We start from the raw sequence: 20,312 nt of genomic DNA, 5'->3' as shown, positions 1-20,312 counted from the left end.
TCAGCGCCTTTTTTATTGTTCTTGTTCGACAGAATTCGAAGCAATGTTTATTCAGAGATCAACGTTGGCCGAGAAACACAATCAAAGTCATCGTCATTGAGCATCAACAGTTCATCGACCATTGCTTTGTTTCGTGACTGCTTGCCGACAAAAGCCACATAACTGTCTACCGATGAGAGACGCTCGATAATAAATTTTGGCAACGTCTGATTAAACTCGAGCGTCGAGAACACCTTACCTTTGCAGGTTTCAAACGATTGACCATTCCAATAACCTTGAATAAGGCTCTGATTGTTACGAGACTGCGCCTTAACCGATGCCACTACGTCATTCGCTTCTGCTTTGTAGCGCTCTAATTGGTCATGCTGAAGTGGTAAGACTTTACGGTTAACACGATATTTTTGGTAAACCGCTTCGCCATCTTTATTGAAACGGATGTGGATTTGAAAAGGCACCAACTCTTGTTTGGTATCAACTTGCTCGCCTTTTCGAATCAACTCTCGCAACTCACCTTCATCCCAGCGATAATCACTCTTGAACCAACCATTGTCCCCCATAGTCACATAATCAGCCGCCGTACTCACACGAGTGAGTTTCTCTGTCATCCAGTACAAGCTGCTAGCATCTCCCGCAACTTTACCACCAGAAAAATGCGTGAATTGTTCTAAATTAGGAGTTTCAACCGATGAACAGCCAAAAAGGGTAAGGCTAGATAGGAGAAGTGAAGTGAGTAGATGTTTTTTCATGAAATTGCACCGAGGCAGGATACCTCGGTGCATTCTAACTTAGTTTACTGATTCTTTCAGCGCTTTACCTGCTACGAATGCTGGTACGTTAGCTGCTGCGATTTGAATCTCGTCACCAGTCTTAGGGTTACGACCAGTACGTGCAGCGCGGTGGTTTACTTTGAATGTACCAAAACCAATTAGTTGAACTTGGTCACCCTCTTTAAGTGCGCCAGTTACACCATCAAGAGTCGCTTCAAGAGCAGCTTTTGCTTGTGCTTTTGATAGGTCTGCTTTCTCTGCGATAAAGTCGATTAATTGGGTCTTGTTCATTAGGTTTCCCTTCTCATAGGTTATCGAATTCGTCTCACTCTAAAACATAAATGCCCCATCTGGCAAAGGTTTGTAAGCGATCTTTCGATTTTCTGACGTACTTTTAGCCATAATATGAGTAATAACTCACAATTTGTTACCACATACCCCCTGAAAACCCTTGCTTTCCAAGGTATTTGGACCAATTTATAAGTCACTTTTGCGGTTATAATAGCTGCAAATAACCACTATCAAACTACATTCAAGGGCAACTATGCTGCTGTTATCCATTTATATCTCTATTGCAATCGGCATTTCGTTTATCTGTTCGGTGCTGGAGGCGGTACTGCTGAGTATCAGTCCGAGCTACATTGCGCAGCTCAATCAACAGGGGCATCCCGCAGCTGGGCAATTGGCTAAGCTGAAATCAGATATCGACCGACCACTGGCATCTATTCTGACTTTAAACACCATCGCTCACACGATCGGCGCGGCCACTGCTGGTGCACAAGCTGCAGTTGTATTTGGTAGCGAAGCATTAGGTATCTTTTCGGCAGTGCTGACATTGGCGATCTTAGTGCTTTCAGAAATCGTACCGAAGACGATTGGCGCGACCTACTGGCGTCAGTTGGCACCCACTGCCGCGGTCGCATTGCGTTGGATGGTATGGGCGCTTACACCCTTTGTTTGGTTCTCAGAGCAAATCACCAAGCGTCTTGCTCGTAACCACGAAGCTCCAAAGATGCGTGATGAGCTGTCTGCAATGGCGATTCTGGCACGTGAAAGCGGTGAATTTGCCGAGGGTGAATCAAAAATCTTAAGCAACTTGCTTGGCATCCAAGATGTACCCGTAACGCAGGTTATGACGCCACGACCAGTAGTATTCCGTGTCGATGCCACAATGACCATCAATGAGTTCCTAGAAAAACACAAAGATACGCCTTTCTCACGCCCATTGGTTTACAGCGAACAGAAAGATAACATCATTGGTTTTGTGCATCGCCTTGAGTTGTTCAAACTACAACAATCAGGTTGTGGACAGAAACAGTTGGGAGCAATCATGCGCCCAATTCAAGTGGTGCTAAACAATACCACTTTACCTAAAGTATTCGACCAGATGATGACTCATCGCTTACAGCTGGCACTTGTTGTTGATGAATACGGTACCGTGCTAGGTTTGGTAACGTTGGAAGATATTTTTGAACACCTCGTAGGCGAGGAGATCATCGACGAAGCAGATAAAAGCACTGACATGCAGGAGCTGGCTTACCAACGCTGGGAAAGCTGGAAAGAAATGCACGGCGTAATCGAAAGCCGCGATGACGATGAAGAAGATAACGAGCTGGAGAAGCAGGATAAAGAGCCAGAAGCTCAAGAGCCACCGAAACCTGACTCGAAAGAATCGTAATCAGCTCTAGGTATAACAGCTTAAACGCACAAAAAAAGGCATCCAGTTAGGATGCCTTTTTCTATTTATTCAACGATTAAAGTGCAATACCGATGTTGCTCACACCTTCCTCACGTAGCTCTTCGCGCAAATCTTTAATCAAGCTGATGTCACGTTCTACCGCTTCACGCAGCGGACGGAAGATAGCCCACTGGACGTCCCACTCTTCACATACGGCTTCGTTTTCTTTCTGGTTGTCGTTGGTGATTGGCTCTGCACCTTGCGCTTGCTCTAGGTCAGCAACGGTTTGTACCGACTGTTGGCTCACTTTAAGCATTGAATCGAAAAGGTAGTCGCGATCCAATAGACCATGCAGTAACGTAGACAAACCCTGACACGCGTCCATCGCTGGGTAAACGCCGTAAAAATCGAACTCATCCGCACTTGGGAACAATTCTTCTAACTTCTCTAATTGGCGTTCGAAGTTAATTTTCGCGTTCTTAACTGTCAAAATTTCCCATACACTATCAAGAATCGCTCGGTAAGCACGCGGGTCAGCAAATTCTGTATTCTCACAAAACATCGCATAGTTTGGATACATGCGTTCACACAGACACGCCATAAAGGTAATTTGTTGCCAAGGTTCTAGTTTTTCTAAACGAACCTGAAGAGGATTCTTAAGCATAGTCACTCAATCATTGAAGAAAAAAACAGCGAAAGTGTACTTGATTCATCACAGGGAAAAAAGTTAATGCCGCATTCAAATCAGATTTTCCTGCTCTCAGAGCATCGCGACACCTACAAAACGTTACTGGCAGAGAAAAATCTGCCCGATCTTTGCCTCACCGACCAACCAGAAGCCGCTCAGATCGTACTAGCGGATCCACCCTTACTATCACAAAGCTTAGACGAGTTTTCACAGCTTGAATGGGTACAATCCACGTTTGCTGGTGTCAACGCCTTAACATCCCCTAGCCTTCGTCAGGACTATACTCTAACTAACGTTCGAGGCATCTTTGGTCCACTGATTGCTGAATATGTTTTGGGTTACAGTATTGCCCATTACCGCCACTTTGCCCGATACCACCAGCAGCAACAAAACAAACAATGGCAGCCTCACCTGTACACGTCATTAAAAAGTAAAACCATGGTAATTCTTGGTACCGGTAGCATTGGGGGCTATCTGGGCAACGCCGCTAAAGCAATGGGGATAAAAACTATCGGTATTAACCGCACAGGTATCCCTACTCCAGGCGGCGAGTTTCATCAGACCTTTCATATCAATGAACTAAGTAAGGCATTTGAGCAAGCCGACATCGTTGTGAATACTCTACCAAGTACACCTGAGACGCGACAGTTACTTAATCGTCAAACGCTCAGCCAACTAAATCAGGCGTTATTATTTAACGTAGGTCGTGGCGACGTACTGGATGAGACAGGGTTGCTCTTCGCTCTGAAAAACCGTTGGGTAGAACACGCCTTCTTAGATGTGTTTGAGCAAGAACCGTTATCGGTAGAGCATCCGTTTTGGAAACTACCGCAAGTCACCATCACTCCACACATTGCTGCGCTGAGTTTTCCCGAGCAAGTCATCGAGATTTTTGCTGACAACTATCTACGCTGGCGCGATGGGTTTTCATTAAATTATCAAGTGGATTTCGAAAAGGGTTACTGAGAATGTCGTTAGACGAGCTATTGCAACAAGTGAGGGCCTGCCAGATATGCGCGGATAATTTACCTTTGGGCGCAAACCCTGTCGTACAAGCCGCAAAAGGGGCACGCATCCTAATCATCGGTCAGGCCCCTGGCACACGTGTACACAAAACCTCGATACCTTGGAATGACCCAAGTGGTGATCGATTACGCCAATGGCTCGATATCGACAAAGACGTTTTCTACGACCCAAATAAAATTGCCATTGTCCCAATGGGATTCTGTTATCCAGGCAAAGGGAACTCTGGTGATTTACCGCCTCGTAAAGAATGTGCGCCCACTTGGCATAAAAAGATTCTTGAGCAGCTGCCCAATATAGAGCTCACTCTACTAATTGGTCAGTACTCGCAGCAGTACTATCTCACCAACAAACCAAAGACGCTCACGCAAACCGTTCAGCAATGGCAAGATTGGGAACCGGACTTTATCCCGCTCCCTCACCCATCTCCACGCAATACATTGTGGTTAAAGAAGAATCCTTGGTTTGAATCTGACGTCGTGCCATACCTTAAAAAACGCATTCACTCGATGCTTTAGGTTACCTATGATCTAATTGCTTGCTTATCTGTACAAGAAAATTAGAACATAAAACCCGAAATCATAAGTATTTGTTTATATTAAACTTTAACATCTAGTGTACAGCTAGAGTAGTAATTAGATCATAGTAGGCCAAATACTACTAGAGCTGTACAGCCTTGAGTCTCAGATAGAAAAACTGAATTTTAGGCAAAAAAATACCGGCACTGAATGCCGGCATTTGATTTCAAAAAAATCTAACTTACTTGTGGTATGGCTTAGATAACTCGTGTACCGCATCCACAAATACGCCCGCGTTTTCTGGCGGTACATCCAAGTGGATACCGTGACCTAGGTTGAACACATGACCAGTCCCCGTATCACCAAATCCTTCTAGGATATCCGCTACTTCTTCGCGGATGCGCTCTGGTGAAGCGTAAAGCATTGATGGGTCCATATTACCTTGCAGCGCCACTTTATCACCGATACGTGCTTTCGCGTCAGCAATGTTGATTGTCCAGTCTAGACCAACCGCATCACAGCCCGTAGCTGCGATTTGCTCAAGCCACATGCCGCCATTCTTAGTAAACAGTGTGACTGGCACGCGACGACCGTCGTTTTCACGAATCAGACCATCTACAATCTTGTGCATGTATTGCAGTGAGAACAGATTGTAATCACGAGGCGTTAGTACGCCACCCCATGTGTCAAATACCATTACCGATTGCGCACCCGCTTTAATTTGCGCGTTTAAGTACTCGATAACGCTGTCTGCCAGCTTATCTAGAAGTAGGTGCAGAGTTTGTGGTTCCGCGTACATCATCTTCTTGATCTTGGTAAACGCTTTAGAGCTACCACCTTCGATCATATACGTCGCAAGAGTCCAAGGACTACCAGAAAAACCAATCAGCGGCACTTCACCCTTCAGGTCTTTACGGATCTGGCGTACTGCGTTCATTACGTATTGCAGTTCACCTTCAGGATCTGGCAAACCAATTTTTTCCACGTCGGCTTTGCATGTAATTGGGTTATCAAAAACAGGTCCTTCACCCGCAGCAAAACGTAAACCAAGCCCCATTGCATCTGGAATCGTTAAGATGTCCGAGAATAAGATCGCGGCATCAAGAGGAAAACGGCGTAATGGTTGAAGTGTCACTTCGGATGCTAATTCTGCATTTCGACACAAAGACATGAAATCACCCGCTTCTGCACGAGTCGCTTTGTATTCTGGTAGGTAACGACCTGCCTGGCGCATCATCCATACTGGCGTGTAATCTACCGGCTCTTTTAAAAGCGCACGCAGATAACGATCATTTTTTAATTCAGTCATTCCGTAATTCCAACTGTTAGGCTTTCTGTGAAAGGGGGTATTCTATCACTGATTTAAGTCCAATAGCTGTGTGCTTTGCAACCTGGATCAAGTTATTAACTTTTAAATCAATGCTTAATTTGCACCCAATCGATATCAGTGTTAAAAATTTGTTCGCTAGCGAAAACTACAATTATAAACTGAGTACTTAGTACTCAGCATCTCATAACGACATCTTACTTACCCCCTCCCTCTCGGAGGGTTTTTTTTATCTATTTATCAGACAATTAGAGTCTATATCTTTCAGCGTTTGTTCGATAAGTGCTCTTGCAATCGTTCCTTTAGGCGCAACAGGCGGCATCTCGTCGATACCAAACCATTGTGCATCAGACAGCTCAGTGTAGTCTGGGCTTAACTCTCCGGATTCATAATCAGCTAAAAACCCCATCATCATACTGGATGGGAAAGCCCAAGGCTGGCTGCCAAAGTAACGAATATTTTTAACGAGAATTCCCGTTTCTTCATGAATTTCTCGAGCCACGCACTCTTCTAATGTCTCACCGACTTCTAGAAAACCCGCAATAACCGTATACATACCATTTCGATGCCTTGGATGTTGGGCTAATAAGATCTGATTTTCTTTACGTACAGCAACGATAATACACGGAAATATTCTAGGATAATGAAGGGTGCGACATTCACCACACTGCATGGCTAACTGGTTATTATTAAGAAAGTTTCTTCCTCCGCACTGTGGACAAAAGCGCAAACTTTGCGTCATGTGCCCATATTGCACAGCTTTACTTAACAACATAAATAATGGCTCAGGAAAATGCAGGCAGTCACGCAGGGATACTAAAGGTAGATCATGCTCTAAATCGGCCAAGTTAAGCCACATGACGGGCGAACCAGAATACTCACCAATGGGTCTTGCACTCGTTACTGGCAGTGATAACTGCTCTGCAGACCCGAAGGGCACAGCACCATCCACCAGCCAAATTTCACTTCCTGCAACAACACACCAGTATGCATTTATCGCGCGGTTAACATCACCTTTTCTTAACATTACACCATCCCTTTGCTTGAAGTTCGTTCATTTTACTGGCAATCTAATTTCATACTAGAGTTTATCGTTAAGTAAATGTGCACTCTAAATTCTAGTAAGGACAAGAGTTTGTAATAACTTTACTAACTTTGCTTTGCAAAGGATACGTTCGCCGATGGGCGATCAGATCATGAGGGCATGGTCATGCTAAGAAAATTCAAACAAACACAAGACCAGTGGGGTGGCTCAAGTGATGTCATTGATCACTGGTTAGAGACACGACAATCCCTGATTGTTGAATATTGTAAGCTTGCAGCGCTGCAACCTTGTTCGAAAACCAATGTTATTGAACTCCCATCTCCTTCCGAACTGCAGGATTTCTGTCAGCACCTCGTTGATTACATCTCCGAAGGCCACTTTAAAATTTATGACATGGTTATGGACCGTTGGAAAGCAACCGGCTTTGTCGTGACTAATGAGATCAATCAAACCTATGGTCAAATTGTTCTAACGACTGAACCATTATTGAACTTTAACGATAAGTACTCAGAAGTGACTGAAGATGATGAATTAAATGATTTCGATTCTGATATGTGTCTCATTGGGGAAATTCTTGAGACTCGCTTTGAAGTCGAGGACTATCTGATACAGCAAATCGCAGAAAGCCTGTCTATGCCACCTGGGGCTTAGTATTTGCAAACATTTAGAAATAGAGTGAGAGAAAAGACTGACGATCATCGTCGGTCTTTTTTGTTTCTAGCTTTATCGAAAATCCCACCGGAAGAACAAAGCAGTATAAAAAACTAAAAAGGCACCCGAAGGTGCCTTTTTCTTAAGCCTTTAACGATTACTCGTTATATGACTTACTCTTCAGAAGAGAAACCAGCGTTTAGAAGTGCCGCTAGGTTATCCGTTGCTTGCTCAGCAGAAGGACCATCTTGCGCTTCAGAACGTTTAGCTTGACGCTCTTGGTGGTATGCGAAACCAGTACCAGCTGGGATCAGACGACCAACAATTACGTTCTCTTTCAGACCACGTAGGTCATCACGCTTACCAGAAACCGCAGCTTCTGTTAGTACGCGAGTTGTCTCCTGGAACGATGCCGCAGAGATGAACGACTCAGTCGCTAGAGATGCTTTAGTAATACCTAGTAGTTCACGTTCGAAACGTGCAGGCTCTTTGCCTTCAGCTTCTAGGTTACGGTTAGCAATCTTAACTTGTGAGTATTCAATCTGTTCACCAGGTAGGAACTCAGAGTCACCAGAGTGAGTAATAGTACACTTACGTAGCATCTGACGAACGATAGTTTCAATGTGCTTATCGTTAATCTTAACGCCTTGTAGACGGTAAACTTCCTGTACTTCGTTAGCAATGTACTGCGTTACCGCGTGTACGCCACGTAGACGTAGGATGTCATGTGGAGACTCTGGACCATCTGCGATCACATCACCACGTTCAACTTTTTCACCTTCGAATACGTTCAACTGACGATGCTTAGGAATCATCTCTTCGTAAGCTTCACCGCTTTCACGTGTGATCACTAGGCGACGTTTACCTTTCGTCTCTTTACCAAAGCTCACAGTACCTGTGTGCTCAGCAAGGATTGCAGGCTCTTTCGGCTTACGTGCTTCAAATAGGTCAGCAACTCGTGGAAGACCACCGGTGATATCTTTGTTACCGCCAGACTTCTGAGGAATACGTGCTAGTGTTGCACCAACACCTACTGCTGCGCCATCTTCGATGTTCACAATCGCTTTACCAGGTAGGAAGTAGTGAGCTGGCATATCAGTACCAGGGATCATTACATCGTTACCTTGCTCGTCAACAAGTTTGATAGCTGGACGCATATCTTTACCTGCTGAAGGGCGAGCTGCTGGGTCAGTTACTTCGCTTGAAGATAGACCAGTTAGGTCATCAGTTTGACGAGATACTGTTACACCGTCGATCATATCTACGAACTGGATGCGACCTGCTACCTCAGTAATGATAGGTAGTGTGTGCGCTTCCCAGTTTGCAACTGTTTCGCCAGCTTGAACTGTATCACCATCGCCTTTGCTTAGTAGCGTACCGTAAGGCAGTTTGTGTTTCTCTTTAGTACGACCAAACTCATCAACGATAGTTAACTCTGTCGCACGAGAAGTGATAACGATCTTACCGTCATCAGCCAATACAGATTTAGCGTTGTGTAGCTTGATAGAACCGTTGTTCTTAACTTGAACACTGTTCTCTGCCGCTGCTGTCGATGCCGCACCACCGATGTGGAACGTACGCATCGTTAGCTGTGTACCTGGCTCACCGATAGACTGAGCAGCAATAACACCCACTGCTTCACCTTGGTTCACTAGGTGACCACGTGCTAGGTCACGACCGTAACATTGTGCACAACAACCGAAGTCAGAATCACACGTTACTACAGAGCGCACTTTCATGCTGTCTACTGAGTTCTCTTCCATGATTTGACACCACTTCTCATCGATCAGGGTGTTACGTGGAATAAGAACGTCTTCAGTGCCAGGTTTTAGTACGTCTTCAGCAACAACACGACCAAGAGCAAGCTCAGAAAGTGCAACTTTAACATCACCACCCTCGATGTGAGGCATCATGTCGACACCTTCGTGAGTGCCACAGTCATGTTCAGTTACAACAACGTCTTGAGCAACGTCTACTAGACGACGAGTTAGGTAACCCGAGTTCGCTGTTTTCAGTGCCGTATCCGCAAGACCCTTACGAGCACCGTGCGTTGAGATAAAGTACTGAAGTACGTTTAGACCTTCTTTAAAGTTCGCTGTGATCGGCGTTTCGATGATTGAACCATCTGGACGCGCCATCAGACCACGCATACCCGCAAGCTGACGAATCTGTGCTGCAGAACCACGAGCGCCCGAGTCCGCCATCATATAGATGCTGTTGAATGACTCTTGCTGTTCCTCTTCACCGTCACGGTTAACTACCGTTTCAGATGAAAGGTTTTCCATCATTGCTTTCGCAACACGGTCGTTGGTCGATGCCCAGATATCGATAACTTTGTTGTAGCGTTCGCCCGCAGTAACAAGACCTGATTGGTACTGTTCCTGGATTTCACGTACTTCTTCTTCCGCTTCTGCGATTTCAGTGTACTTAGCTGCAGGTACAACCATATCGTCGATACCAACAGATACACCAGAAAGTGCCGCGTATGCGAAACCTGTGTACATGATTTGGTCAGCGAAGATTACTGTGTCTTTCAGACCTAGTTTACGGTACGCCTCGTTAAGTAGGTTAGAGATTTGCTTCTTACCTAGCTTTTGGTTAACGATGCTGTACGGTAGACCAGCTGGCACGATTTGCCATAGCATTGCACGACCAACAGTGGTGTCTACCATCTTGGTTTCTGTAGTGCTGTTGCCATCTTCGTCTACAACAGTTTCTGTAATACGTACTTTAACGCGTGCGTGAAGCTCAGCTTGTTTAGTGCGGTATGCTTTCTCAGCCTCTTCTGGGCCAGAAAGGTACATGCCTTCACCTTTCACGTTGATCTTTTCACGAGTCATGTAGTACAGACCCAATACAACGTCCTGAGAAGGTACGATGATCGGATCACCTGACGCTGGCGACAGAATGTTGTTTGTCGACATCATCAGAGTACGAGCTTCAAGCTGTGCCTCTAGAGTTAGAGGTACGTGAACCGCCATTTGGTCACCATCGAAGTCCGCGTTGTACGCTGCACAAACAAGTGGGTGTAGCTGAATCGCTTTACCTTCGATCAGTACTGGTTCGAACGCCTGGATACCTAGACGGTGAAGTGTCGGTGCACGGTTCAATAGTACTGGGTGTTCACGGATTACTTCGTCTAGGATATCCCAAACGACCGCTTCTTCACGCTCTACCATTTTCTTAGCAGCTTTGATTGTAGTCGCAAGACCACGAGTCTCTAGCTTGCTGTAGATAAATGGTTTGAATAGCTCAAGTGCCATCTTCTTAGGAAGACCACACTGGTGTAGACGAAGGTATGGACCTACTGTGATTACAGAACGGCCAGAGTAGTCTACACGTTTACCTAGAAGGTTCTGACGGAAACGACCTTGTTTACCCTTGATCATATCAGCAAGAGATTTCAGAGGACGCTTGTTAGAACCTGTGATCGCACGACCACGACGACCGTTATCTAGTAGCGCATCAACAGACTCTTGCAGCATACGTTTTTCGTTACGTACGATGATGTCCGGAGCAGCTAGCTCTAGAAGACGCTTCAAACGGTTGTTACGGTTGATCACACGACGGTATAGATCGTTAAGATCAGAAGTCGCAAAGCGACCGCCATCTAGAGGTACTAGAGGACGTAGATCTGGCGGAAGTACTGGAAGTACAGTTAGGATCATCCACTCAGGGTTGTTACCCGATGCGATGAACGCTTCTACCAGCTTAAGACGCTTAGTTACTTTCTTACGCTTAGTTTCAGAGTTTGTTGTCTCTAACTCTTCACGCATTTGTTCTGCTTCAGCGTGCATATCCATAGAACCTAGTAGGTCCTTGATAGCTTCCGCACCCATCTTAGCAGTGAACTCGTCGCCCCACTCTTCTAGACGATCTAGATACTCTTCTTCAGTAAGCATCTGACCTTTTTCTAGATCAGTCATACCAGGCTCTGTTACTACGTACATTTCGAAGTACAGAACGCGTTCGATATCACGTAGAGGGATATCCATTAGTAGACCGATACGAGACGGTAGCGATTTTAGGAACCAGATGTGAGCTACTGGTGAAGCCAGTTCAATGTGGCCCATACGGTCACGACGAACTTTAGTTTGTGTAACTTCTACACCACACTTCTCACAGATAACACCACGGTGCTTCAGGCGCTTGTACTTACCACAAAGACATTCGTAGTCTTTAACTGGACCAAAGATACGCGCACAGAACAGACCATCGCGTTCAGGTTTGAACGTACGATAGTTGATCGTTTCAGGTTTTTTAACTTCACCGAAAGACCATGAACGGATCATGTCTGGTGAAGATAGACCGATTTTGATTGCATCAAATTCTTCGGTCTTATGCTGTGCTTTTAGAAAGTTTAATAAGTCTTTCACAATCAGCTCCTGTAAGGAGTTAAAAGGAGCTCACTTGCTAAAGTGAGCACCTTCTTCCAAATAATCGCTTTGATTCTCTCGACTTTCATCAAGAGAGAAAAGGATTACTCTTCGTCTTCTAGCTCGATGTTGATACCTAGCGAGCGGATCTCTTTCAACAGTACGTTGAACGATTCTGGCATGCCAGGTTCCATGCTGTGGTTACCGTCTACGATGTTCTTGTACATCTTAGTACGGCCGTTAACGTCATCCGACTTAACCGTTAGCATTTCTTGTAGCGTGTAAGCAGCACCGTATGCTTCTAGTGCCCATACTTCCATCTCACCGAAACGCTGACCACCGAACTGAGCTTTACCACCTAGTGGCTGCTGAGTTACTAGGCTGTACGAACCAGTTGAACGAGCGTGCATCTTGTCATCAACAAGGTGGTTCAGTTTCAGCATGTACATGTAACCAACAGTTACAGGACGCTCAAACGCATCACCTGTGCGACCATCAAACAGTGTTAACTGACCTGATGTTGGTAGATCTGCTAGCTCAAGAAGTGCTTTGATTGACTCTTCTGGAGCGCCATCAAATACAGGAGTCGCGATTGGTAGACCGCCACGCAAGTTCTTGATCAGAGTACGTACTTCATCATCAGATAGAGAAGCAATGTCTACTTTCTGGCGAGTGTCGCCTAGATCGTAAACTTTTTGTAGGAACTCGCGGAATTTCGCTAGTTCTTGCTGCTCTTTAACCATCTGGTTGATCTTGTCACCGATACCTTTCGCTGCCAGACCTAAGTGTACTTCTAGGATCTGACCGATGTTCATACGCGAAGGTACACCCAGTGGGTTAAGTACGATGTCTACAGGCTGACCTTTCTCATCGTATGGCATGTCTTCAACAGGGTTGATCTTAGAGATTACACCCTTGTTACCGTGACGACCCGCCATCTTATCACCAGGCTGAATGCGACGTTTAACCGCTAGGTAAACCTTAACGATCTTCAGTACACCAGGTGCTAAATCATCACCTTGAGTGATCTTACGACGCTTAGTTTCGAACTTCTTATCGAAGTCGGCTTTTAGCTCATCCCACTGCTCAGCAAGTTGCTCAAGCTGAGTTTGTAGTGCGTCATCTTCTAGCGTTAGTTCTAGCCACTTCTTACGATCAGTTGTGTCTAGTTTCGCTTCAGAGTAACCGCCTTCAATCAATACAGCTTTAACACGGTTTAGAAGGCCGCCCTCAAGAATCTGGAATTCTTCAGTTAGGTCTTTCTTCGCTTCTTTAAGCTGCATCTGTTCGATTTCAAGCGCACGCTTGTCTTTCTCTACGCCATCGCGAGTAAAGACTTGAACGTCGATGATCGTACCTGATACAGAGTTAGGTACACGTAGTGAAGTATCTTTAACGTCAGATGCTTTTTCACCGAAGATTGCACGTAGTAGCTTCTCTTCAGGCGTTAGCTGAGTTTCACCTTTAGGTGTAACTTTACCAACTAGGATGTCGCCACCCTTAACTTCAGCACCGATGTAAACGATACCTGACTCGTCTAGTTTAGACAGAGCAGACTCACCTACGTTTGGAATATCCGCTGTGATCTCTTCAGAACCAAGCTTAGTATCACGCGCCACACAAGTCAGTTCTTGGATGTGGATAGTCGTGAAACGGTCTTCTTGAACTACGCGCTCAGATACTAAGATCGAGTCTTCGAAGTTGTAACCGTTCCAAGGCATGAACGCGATACGCATGTTTTGACCAAGCGCTAGTTCACCAAGGTCTGTTGAAGGACCATCAGCAAGAACGTCACCGCGTGATACAGGCTCACCTGGCATCACACATGGGCGCTGGTTAATACATGTGTTCTGGTTAGAACGTGTGTATTTAGTCAGGTTGTAGATGTCGATACCAGCTTCACCTGGTACTAGCTCTTCTTCGTTAACTTTAACAACGATACGAGAAGCATCTACTGACTGGATTACACCACCACGTTTAGCAACTGCAGTTACACCTGAGTCAACGGCTACGTTACGTTCAATACCAGTACCAACAAGCGGTTTGTCAGCTTTCAGTGTTGGAACTGCCTGACGTTGCATGTTCGCACCCATCAATGCACGGTTCGCATCATCGTGTTCTAGGAACGGGATAAGCGATGCAGCGATAGATACAACCTGGTTTGTCGCAACGTCCATGTACTGAGCGTGCTCACGAGGGTGTAGACCAGATTCACCTTTCTGACGAGCTGTGATCAACTCATCTGCAAAAGTACCATCTTCGTTTAGCTTAGCGTTCGCCTGTGCGATAACGAATTGGCCTTCTTCGATTGCAGATAGGTAATCTACTTCGTCTGTTACTACGCCATCTACAACGCGACGGTATGGTGTCTCTAGGAAACCGTACTCGTTACAACGCGCAAACGCAGATAGAGAGTTGATCAGACCGATGTTTGGACCTTCAGGCGTTTCGATAGGACATAGACGACCGTAGTGAGTTACGTGTACGTCACGTACTTCGAAGCCAGCACGTTCACGAGTTAGACCGCCAGGACCCAATGCAGAAATACGACGCTTGTGCGTTACTTCTGATAGCGGGTTGTTTTGGTCCATGAACTGTGAAAGCTGTGAAGAGCCAAAGAATTCTTTAACTGCCGCAGAAATTGGCTTCGCGTTGATCAAGTCTTGAGGCATGATTGCGTCAAGATCGCCTAGGCTTAGACGCTCTTTAACTGCACGCTCAACACGTACTAGACCTACACGGAACTGGTTCTCAGCCATTTCGCCTACAGAACGGATACGACGGTTGCCTAGGTGGTCGATATCGTCCACTTCGCCCTTACCGTTACGGATCGCGATCAGCTTCTTCATCACTTCGATGATATCAGTTTCATCAAGTGTGCCTTGCTCTTGAGCATCTTCACGGCCGATAGAGCTGTTGAACTTCATACGACCAACAGTCGATAGATCGTAACGCTCTTCAGAGAAGAATAGGCTTTCGAATAGAGCTTCTGCAGCTTCTTTTGTTGGCGGCTCACCAGGGCGCATCATGCGGTAGATTTCTACCAATGCAGAAATACGATCAACCGTGCTGTCGATACGTAGTGTTTCTGACATGAATGGACCATGGTCTAGATCGTTCGTGAATAGAACTTCTAGCGCTTTGTGGCCAGCCTGAGATAGGTTCGCTAGTGCTTCCAGGCTGATTTCCTGGTTAGCGTTAACAATGATCTCGCCTGTTGCTTCATTGATATAATCTTTTGATGCAACTTTACCTACGATGTACTCAACTGGTACTTCGATGTGATCAACACCATCTTTTTCTAGTTGGCGGATATGACGAGCTGTTACGCGACGACCTTGCTCAACGTAAACTTTACCATTTGCTTCGATGTCGAATGACGCAGTTTCACCACGTAGACGATCCGGAACCAACTCCATCAATAGAGTTTGGTCTTTCACTTCGAAGTTCACTTTCTCGAAGAAGATATCTAGGATTTCTTCTGTCGACTTACCTAGTGCTCGAAGGATGATCGATGCTGGTAGCTTACGACGGCGGTCGATACGAACGTATAAGTTATCCTTAGGATCAAACTCGAAATCAAGCCATGAACCACGGTAAGGAATAACACGTGCGTTGTATAAAACTTTACCTGAAGAGTGGGTCTTACCCTTATCGCTGTCGAAGAACACGCCTGGGCTTCGGTGCAGCTGGGATACGATAACCCTCTCGGTACCGTTGATTACGAAGGTACCATTGTCTGTCATGAGTGGAATTTCACCCATGTAGACTTCTTGTTCTTTAATGTCTTTTACAGTACCTGCTGGCGCGTCTTTATCAAAGATAACTAGGCGTAGTTTTACACGTAGTGGCTTTGAGTAAGTTACACCGCGGATTTGACATTCTTTAACGTCAAAAACTGGCTCACCAAGACGGTAGCTAACGTATTGCAGCTCAGAATTGCCGTTGTAGCTCTGAATCGGGAATACAGAACGGAAAGCGGCTTCAAGACCGTATTGACCTTCAGGATCCTGTTCGATAAATTTGTCGAACGAATCGAGCTGGATCGATAGCAGGTATGGAATGTCCAAAACTTGTGGACGAGTACCAAAGTCCTTACGGATGCGCTTTTTCTCGGTATAAGAGTAAACCATGGGGTTCCTCAGCTCGCTGATAAGTGACCCAAACTGTCCGCCCGCTCCTAGTTACTTAAGGGGGGTAAGGGACAGTGACTAATATAGCTGTTTACTGTAGTGACATTTCATTTCGTAAGAATGAAATGTTTTTTGCATGGATATCAGGCGCTTAAACAGCGGGAAAATTCGCCTATACCCTACAGCGCAAAAAGGCCGGTGGTTAAAAAACCACCAGCCAATTAGCCGTTAGGCTAAGAAACTATGCAATAATTACTTAACAGCAACAGTTGCACCAGCTTCTTCTAGCTGAGCTTTAAGAGCTTCAGCTTCTGCTTTCTCAACACCTTCTTTAAGAGGTGCTGGAGCGCCGTCTACTAGAGCTTTAGCTTCTTTAAGACCTAGGCCAGTTGCGCCACGTACTGCTTTGATTACAGCAACTTTGTTACCGCCAGCAGCTTCTAGGATTACGTCGAATTCAGTTTGCTCAGCAGCAGCTTCGCCTGCAGCAGCGCCGCCAGCTACAACAGCAGCAGCAGCAGAAACACCGAATTTCTCTTCCATTGCTTCGATTAGTTCAACAACTTGCATTACAGACATTTCTGCAACTGCGTCTAGGATTTGCTCGTTAGTAATAGACATAACAATTCTCTTTTAAGTCAACAATAAGTTTATTAAGCAACCAGTAAAAAGCAAGGCTTATGCCGCTGCTTCTTGTTTTTGATCGCGGATAGCTGCGATAGTACGCGCCAGCTTGCCAGCCGAAGCTTCTTTCATGCACATCATTAGGCGTGCGATTGCTTCGTCGTAAGTTGGTAGTGTTGCTAGTACTTCAGCGTCAGTTAAAGCGCCTTCAAATGCAGCAGCTTTGATCTCGAAATCTTTGTTCTCTTTAGCGAAGTCTTTGAAAAGACGCGCTGCAGCACCTGGGTGCTCATTAGAGAATGCGATTAGAGTAGGACCAGTGAAAGTGTCAGTTAGACACTCGTACTCAGTACCTTCAACCGCACGACGAGCAAGAGTGTTACGAACAACTCTCATGTAAACGCCAGCTTCACGAGCTTGTTTACGTAGAGAAGTCATCGCGCCAACTTGAACGCCACGAGAATCAGCTACAACTGCAGAAAGTGCACCACTGGCAGCTTCGTTGACTTCAGCAACAATTGCTTTTTTGTCTTGAAGGTTTAAAGCCATCTTGGATTTACTCCTGGTTGTCGTTACACCACTCACTATCATCACGACAGTGAGAGCTATTGAGGTGCTTCCCCAGAAGAAAGTTAACTATATTACATAGAGCTTTCTGTCAGTTCGGGCACCATCTACGTAGGATAATTAAGTTTGCTTTTACACAAACACCTACGGTCTTGGACGGAGACTGGGTCTTAATTCATTTCGAACTAGGAGACAGTTCAAAGAACCAAAGTTCAGCCCCAACCACAAATATTAGGCGCAAAATTATACACTAATTTTGCGCCTAAGCAAATAAATTATGCTTGAGTGTTCAGGCTAGCCTGATCAACAGCAACACCAGCACCCATAGTAGTAGAGATGCTTACTTTCTTCAGGAAAGTACCTTTCGCTGAAGATGGCTTAGCTTTCTTCAGAGCAACTAGAAGTGCTTCTAGGTTCTCTTTGATCTGCTCAGCAGAGAAGTTTGCTTTACCGATAGTAGTGTGGATGATGCCGTTTTTGTCGTTACGGTAACGAACCTGACCAGCTTTAGCGTTTTTAACTGCTTCAGCAACGTTAGGAGTTACAGTACCAACTTTAGGGTTTGGCATAAGACCGCGAGGACCTAGGATAGTACCTAGTTGACCTACAACGCGCATTGCATCTGGAGAAGCAACAACTACGTCAAAGTTCATTTCGCCTTTCTTAACTTGCTCAGCAAGATCTTCCATACCTACGATGTCTGCGCCAGCTTCTTTAGCTGCTTCAGCGTTAGCACCTTGAGTGAACACTGCAACGCGGATTTCGCGGCCAGTACCGTGAGGTAGTACAGTTGCACCACGTACGTTCTGGTCAGATTTACGAGCATCAATGCCTAGGTTAACAGCAACGTCTACAGACTCAACGAATTTAGCAGTCGCTAGTTCTTGAAGAAGAGCAACAGCTTCGTTGATTTCGTATTCTTTAGTTACGTCAACTTTTTCGCGGATTACGCGCATGCGCTTAGTTAGTTTTGCCATCTTATTAACCCTCTACCACTAGGCCCATTGAACGAGCAGTACCAGCGATAGAACGCTTCATCGCTTCGATGTCAGCACCAGTCATATCAGCAGCTTTAGTTTCTGCGATTTCTTGGATTTGAGCGTCAGTTACAGTACCAACTTTTTCAGTGTTTGGACGACCTGAACCAGACTTAACGCCAGCAGCTTTCTTAAGAAGAACAGCAGCAGGTGGAGTCTTAGTTACGAACGTGAAAGAACGGTCGCTGTATACTGTGATAACTACTGGAGTTGGTAGACCTTTCTCAATAGATTCTGTTTTTGCGTTGAACGCTTTACAGAATTCCATGATGTTCACACCGTGTTGACCTAGTGCAGGACCTACTGGTGGACTAGGGTTAGCCATACCAGCAGCAACTTGTAGCTTGATGTAAGCTTCAACTTTCTTAGCCATGATAATTCCTAAGTTTGGGTACAAACGCTAATCGCGGATCAGCTCCCCGTTTGTGTAAGAAACTTTTTACTTCACTTGAAGTAAAAAGGCGCGAAATTATAGTCATAATCCGCGCCTTATACAACCCTAAAAAGGTGATTTTTTATACTCTTTAACGAAGAGTCTTAGTCCAGCTTTTCAACCTGACCAAATTCAAGCTCAACTGGTGTCGCACGACCAAAGATCGATACAGACACTTTCAGGCGGCTCTTCTCGTAATCCACTTCTTCAACAGTACCGTTGAAGTCAGCAAATGGACCTTCGTTAACACGTACCACTTCACCCGCTTCGTACATTGTACGCGGACGAGGCGCTTCACTCGCTTTCTCAAGACGATTAAGAATCGCGTCAGCCTCTTTATCCGTGATAGGTGCCGGACGGTCTGAGGTACCACCAATGAAGCCCATGACACGCGGCACACTGCGTACTAGGTGCCATGATTCATCGTTCATAATCATCTGAACAAGGACGTAACCTGGGAAGAACTTACGCTCAGATTTGCGACGCTGACCCGCGCGCATTTCCACTACTTCTTCAGTAGGAACCAGTACTTCACCGAATAGCTCTTCCATGCCGTGCATTTTGATATGCTCGCGCAGAGATTGAGCTACACGACCTTCAAATCCAGAGAAGGCTTGAACCACATACCAGCGTTTTTTTGGAGCTTCACTCATGAATAAAAACCCTCTATACCCCAGTTGCTAGAGCTACTAGACGAACCATAATTCCGTCAATACCCCATAGCACTAGAGCCATTACAATACTTACAGCTAAAACGATCAGTGTTGTTTGCATGGTTTCTTGGCGAGTAGGCCAAACAACTTTACGTACTTCCATACGAGATTCTTTTGCAAAACTGATCGCTGCTTTACCTTTAGTCGTTGTTGCTGCAACGCCTAAGGCAGCTGCAATAAGAACAACAACGCCTGCAGCACGAACCACTACAGACATTTCACCATACAGGTAATTACCCACAACAGCGGCAGCTGCCAATACGAAAGCGGCTACCCACTTAAACGTATCTGCTGCGTTTGAGCTATCAGGAGTTTCAGCATTATTTGCTTTCATAAAACCAACCTGTTACAAGTCTTAATATAGACGACAACAACCCCGCTGTTGCAGGGCAAACTCCATATCGCTGAAAAAATCAGCGTACTCTTCTTAAGATTAAGCCTCTTTGCTTAATCTTGCTCTGCGCCCAACCCACTTCTGAACAAGAAAACAGCAAAAATAATGTTGAGTGCAGAAAAAGGGCATCAAATGATGCCCTTTTTGCTACTGGTTCGTCAAATCTAATTCAAGATTTTCCGAAAGCATCGCTAATTCGCTATGAATTAGTCGAAGATCTTAGCAACAACACCAGCACCTACTGTACGGCCACCTTCACGAATCGCGAAACGTAGACCTTCGTCCATTGCGATTGGTGCGATTAGCTCTACAGTCATCTGTACGTTGTCGCCTGGCAT

General features: G+C 45.5%; 17 protein-coding genes and 1 pseudogene. 4 read left to right on the top strand and 14 right to left on the bottom strand.

The window, feature by feature from the left end:
• Positions 1-47: 47 nt before the first annotated feature.
• Both R7P80_RS29000 and hupA read right to left on the bottom strand, forming a co-directional pair.
• Complete coding sequence (locus tag R7P80_RS29000; RefSeq protein WP_165439089.1) at positions 48-746, bottom strand: DUF1481 domain-containing protein; 699 nt, start codon at positions 744-746, stop codon at positions 48-50.
• Between the two features lie 39 nt (positions 747-785).
• The gene (hupA, locus tag R7P80_RS28995; RefSeq protein WP_005382524.1) at positions 786-1,058 is read right to left on the bottom strand and encodes a nucleoid-associated protein HU-alpha; all 273 of its coding nucleotides are present in this window, start codon (positions 1,056-1,058) and stop codon (positions 786-788) included.
• 253 nt (positions 1,059-1,311) lie between these two features.
• On the opposite strand from hupA, the gene R7P80_RS28990 reads away from it, so the two are divergent.
• Positions 1,312-2,445, top strand: a complete 1,134-nt coding sequence (locus tag R7P80_RS28990; RefSeq protein WP_065275607.1) for a hemolysin family protein — start codon at positions 1,312-1,314, stop codon at positions 2,443-2,445.
• Between the two features lie 76 nt (positions 2,446-2,521).
• Here R7P80_RS28990 and R7P80_RS28985 read toward each other — a convergent pair whose 3' ends face one another.
• Positions 2,522-3,109: a YjaG family protein gene (locus R7P80_RS28985; RefSeq protein WP_005382520.1), complete on the bottom strand. Its 588-nt coding sequence runs from the start codon at positions 3,107-3,109 to the stop codon at positions 2,522-2,524.
• A 66-nt stretch (positions 3,110-3,175) separates the two neighbouring features.
• Between R7P80_RS28985 and R7P80_RS28980 the strand changes: the two genes are divergently transcribed.
• Both R7P80_RS28980 and R7P80_RS28975 read left to right on the top strand, forming a co-directional pair.
• Entirely contained in the window at positions 3,176-4,099 is a 924-nt protein-coding gene (locus R7P80_RS28980) for a D-2-hydroxyacid dehydrogenase (RefSeq protein WP_042521779.1), read from the top strand.
• Between the two features lie 2 nt (positions 4,100-4,101).
• Positions 4,102-4,674, top strand: coding sequence for a uracil-DNA glycosylase family protein (locus tag R7P80_RS28975; RefSeq protein ID WP_017633934.1), 573 nt, complete (start codon positions 4,102-4,104; stop codon positions 4,672-4,674).
• 241 nt (positions 4,675-4,915) lie between these two features.
• Here the strand turns inward: R7P80_RS28975 and hemE are convergent, their stop codons facing one another.
• Together hemE and nudC are read right to left on the bottom strand one after the other, a co-directional pair.
• On the bottom strand, positions 4,916-5,983 hold the full coding sequence (hemE, locus tag R7P80_RS28970; RefSeq protein ID WP_005397282.1) for a uroporphyrinogen decarboxylase: 1,068 nt from the start codon (positions 5,981-5,983) through the stop codon (positions 4,916-4,918).
• Between the two features lie 247 nt (positions 5,984-6,230).
• A complete protein-coding gene (nudC, locus tag R7P80_RS28965) occupies positions 6,231-7,028 on the bottom strand; it encodes an NAD(+) diphosphatase (protein ID WP_005382516.1) in 798 nt (265 codons plus the stop codon).
• Between the two features lie 177 nt (positions 7,029-7,205).
• On the opposite strand from nudC, the gene R7P80_RS28960 reads away from it, so the two are divergent.
• Positions 7,206-7,697 carry an Rsd/AlgQ family anti-sigma factor gene (locus tag R7P80_RS28960; RefSeq protein WP_005382515.1) on the top strand — a complete coding sequence of 164 codons (492 nt, stop codon included), beginning with the start codon at positions 7,206-7,208 and terminating at the stop codon, positions 7,695-7,697.
• Between the two features lie 173 nt (positions 7,698-7,870).
• Here the strand turns inward: R7P80_RS28960 and rpoC are convergent, their stop codons facing one another.
• The 9 genes and pseudogenes from rpoC to tuf form a co-directional block, all read right to left on the bottom strand.
• The gene (rpoC, locus tag R7P80_RS28955; protein WP_005382514.1) at positions 7,871-12,073 is read right to left on the bottom strand and encodes a DNA-directed RNA polymerase subunit beta'; all 4,203 of its coding nucleotides are present in this window, start codon (positions 12,071-12,073) and stop codon (positions 7,871-7,873) included.
• A 104-nt stretch (positions 12,074-12,177) separates the two neighbouring features.
• Positions 12,178-16,206, bottom strand: a complete 4,029-nt coding sequence (rpoB, locus tag R7P80_RS28950) for a DNA-directed RNA polymerase subunit beta (protein WP_005384685.1) — start codon at positions 16,204-16,206, stop codon at positions 12,178-12,180.
• Positions 16,207-16,458: 252 nt separating this feature from the next.
• Entirely contained in the window at positions 16,459-16,827 is a 369-nt protein-coding gene (gene rplL, locus R7P80_RS28945) for a 50S ribosomal protein L7/L12 (RefSeq protein WP_005382540.1), read from the bottom strand.
• Positions 16,828-16,884: 57 nt separating this feature from the next.
• On the bottom strand, positions 16,885-17,379 hold the full coding sequence (rplJ, locus tag R7P80_RS28940; RefSeq protein ID WP_005382538.1) for a 50S ribosomal protein L10: 495 nt from the start codon (positions 17,377-17,379) through the stop codon (positions 16,885-16,887).
• Between the two features lie 293 nt (positions 17,380-17,672).
• A complete protein-coding gene (gene rplA / locus R7P80_RS28935; protein ID WP_005384683.1) occupies positions 17,673-18,374 on the bottom strand; it encodes a 50S ribosomal protein L1 in 702 nt (233 codons plus the stop codon).
• A gap of 4 nt (positions 18,375-18,378) precedes the next feature.
• Positions 18,379-18,807 (bottom strand): 50S ribosomal protein L11, encoded by a 429-nt coding sequence (rplK, locus tag R7P80_RS28930; protein WP_005384682.1) that lies wholly within the window; start codon positions 18,805-18,807, stop codon positions 18,379-18,381.
• A 164-nt stretch (positions 18,808-18,971) separates the two neighbouring features.
• Positions 18,972-19,520 carry a transcription termination/antitermination protein NusG gene (gene nusG / locus R7P80_RS28925; RefSeq protein ID WP_005384681.1) on the bottom strand — a complete coding sequence of 183 codons (549 nt, stop codon included), beginning with the start codon at positions 19,518-19,520 and terminating at the stop codon, positions 18,972-18,974.
• A 13-nt stretch (positions 19,521-19,533) separates the two neighbouring features.
• Positions 19,534-19,914, bottom strand: a complete 381-nt coding sequence (gene secE, locus R7P80_RS28920) for a preprotein translocase subunit SecE (RefSeq protein WP_005384680.1) — start codon at positions 19,912-19,914, stop codon at positions 19,534-19,536.
• Positions 19,915-20,180: 266 nt separating this feature from the next.
• Positions 20,181-20,312, bottom strand: a pseudogene (gene tuf, locus R7P80_RS28915) (elongation factor Tu); the annotation flags it as partial.

Origin of the sequence: Vibrio sp. 2092, assembly GCF_033339635.1 — a bacterium.
GTDB lineage: Bacteria > Pseudomonadota > Gammaproteobacteria > Enterobacterales > Vibrionaceae > Vibrio > Vibrio alginolyticus.
Note: the sequence above shows the minus strand (reverse complement) of the source record. Positions and strands in the feature narration are given on the sequence as shown.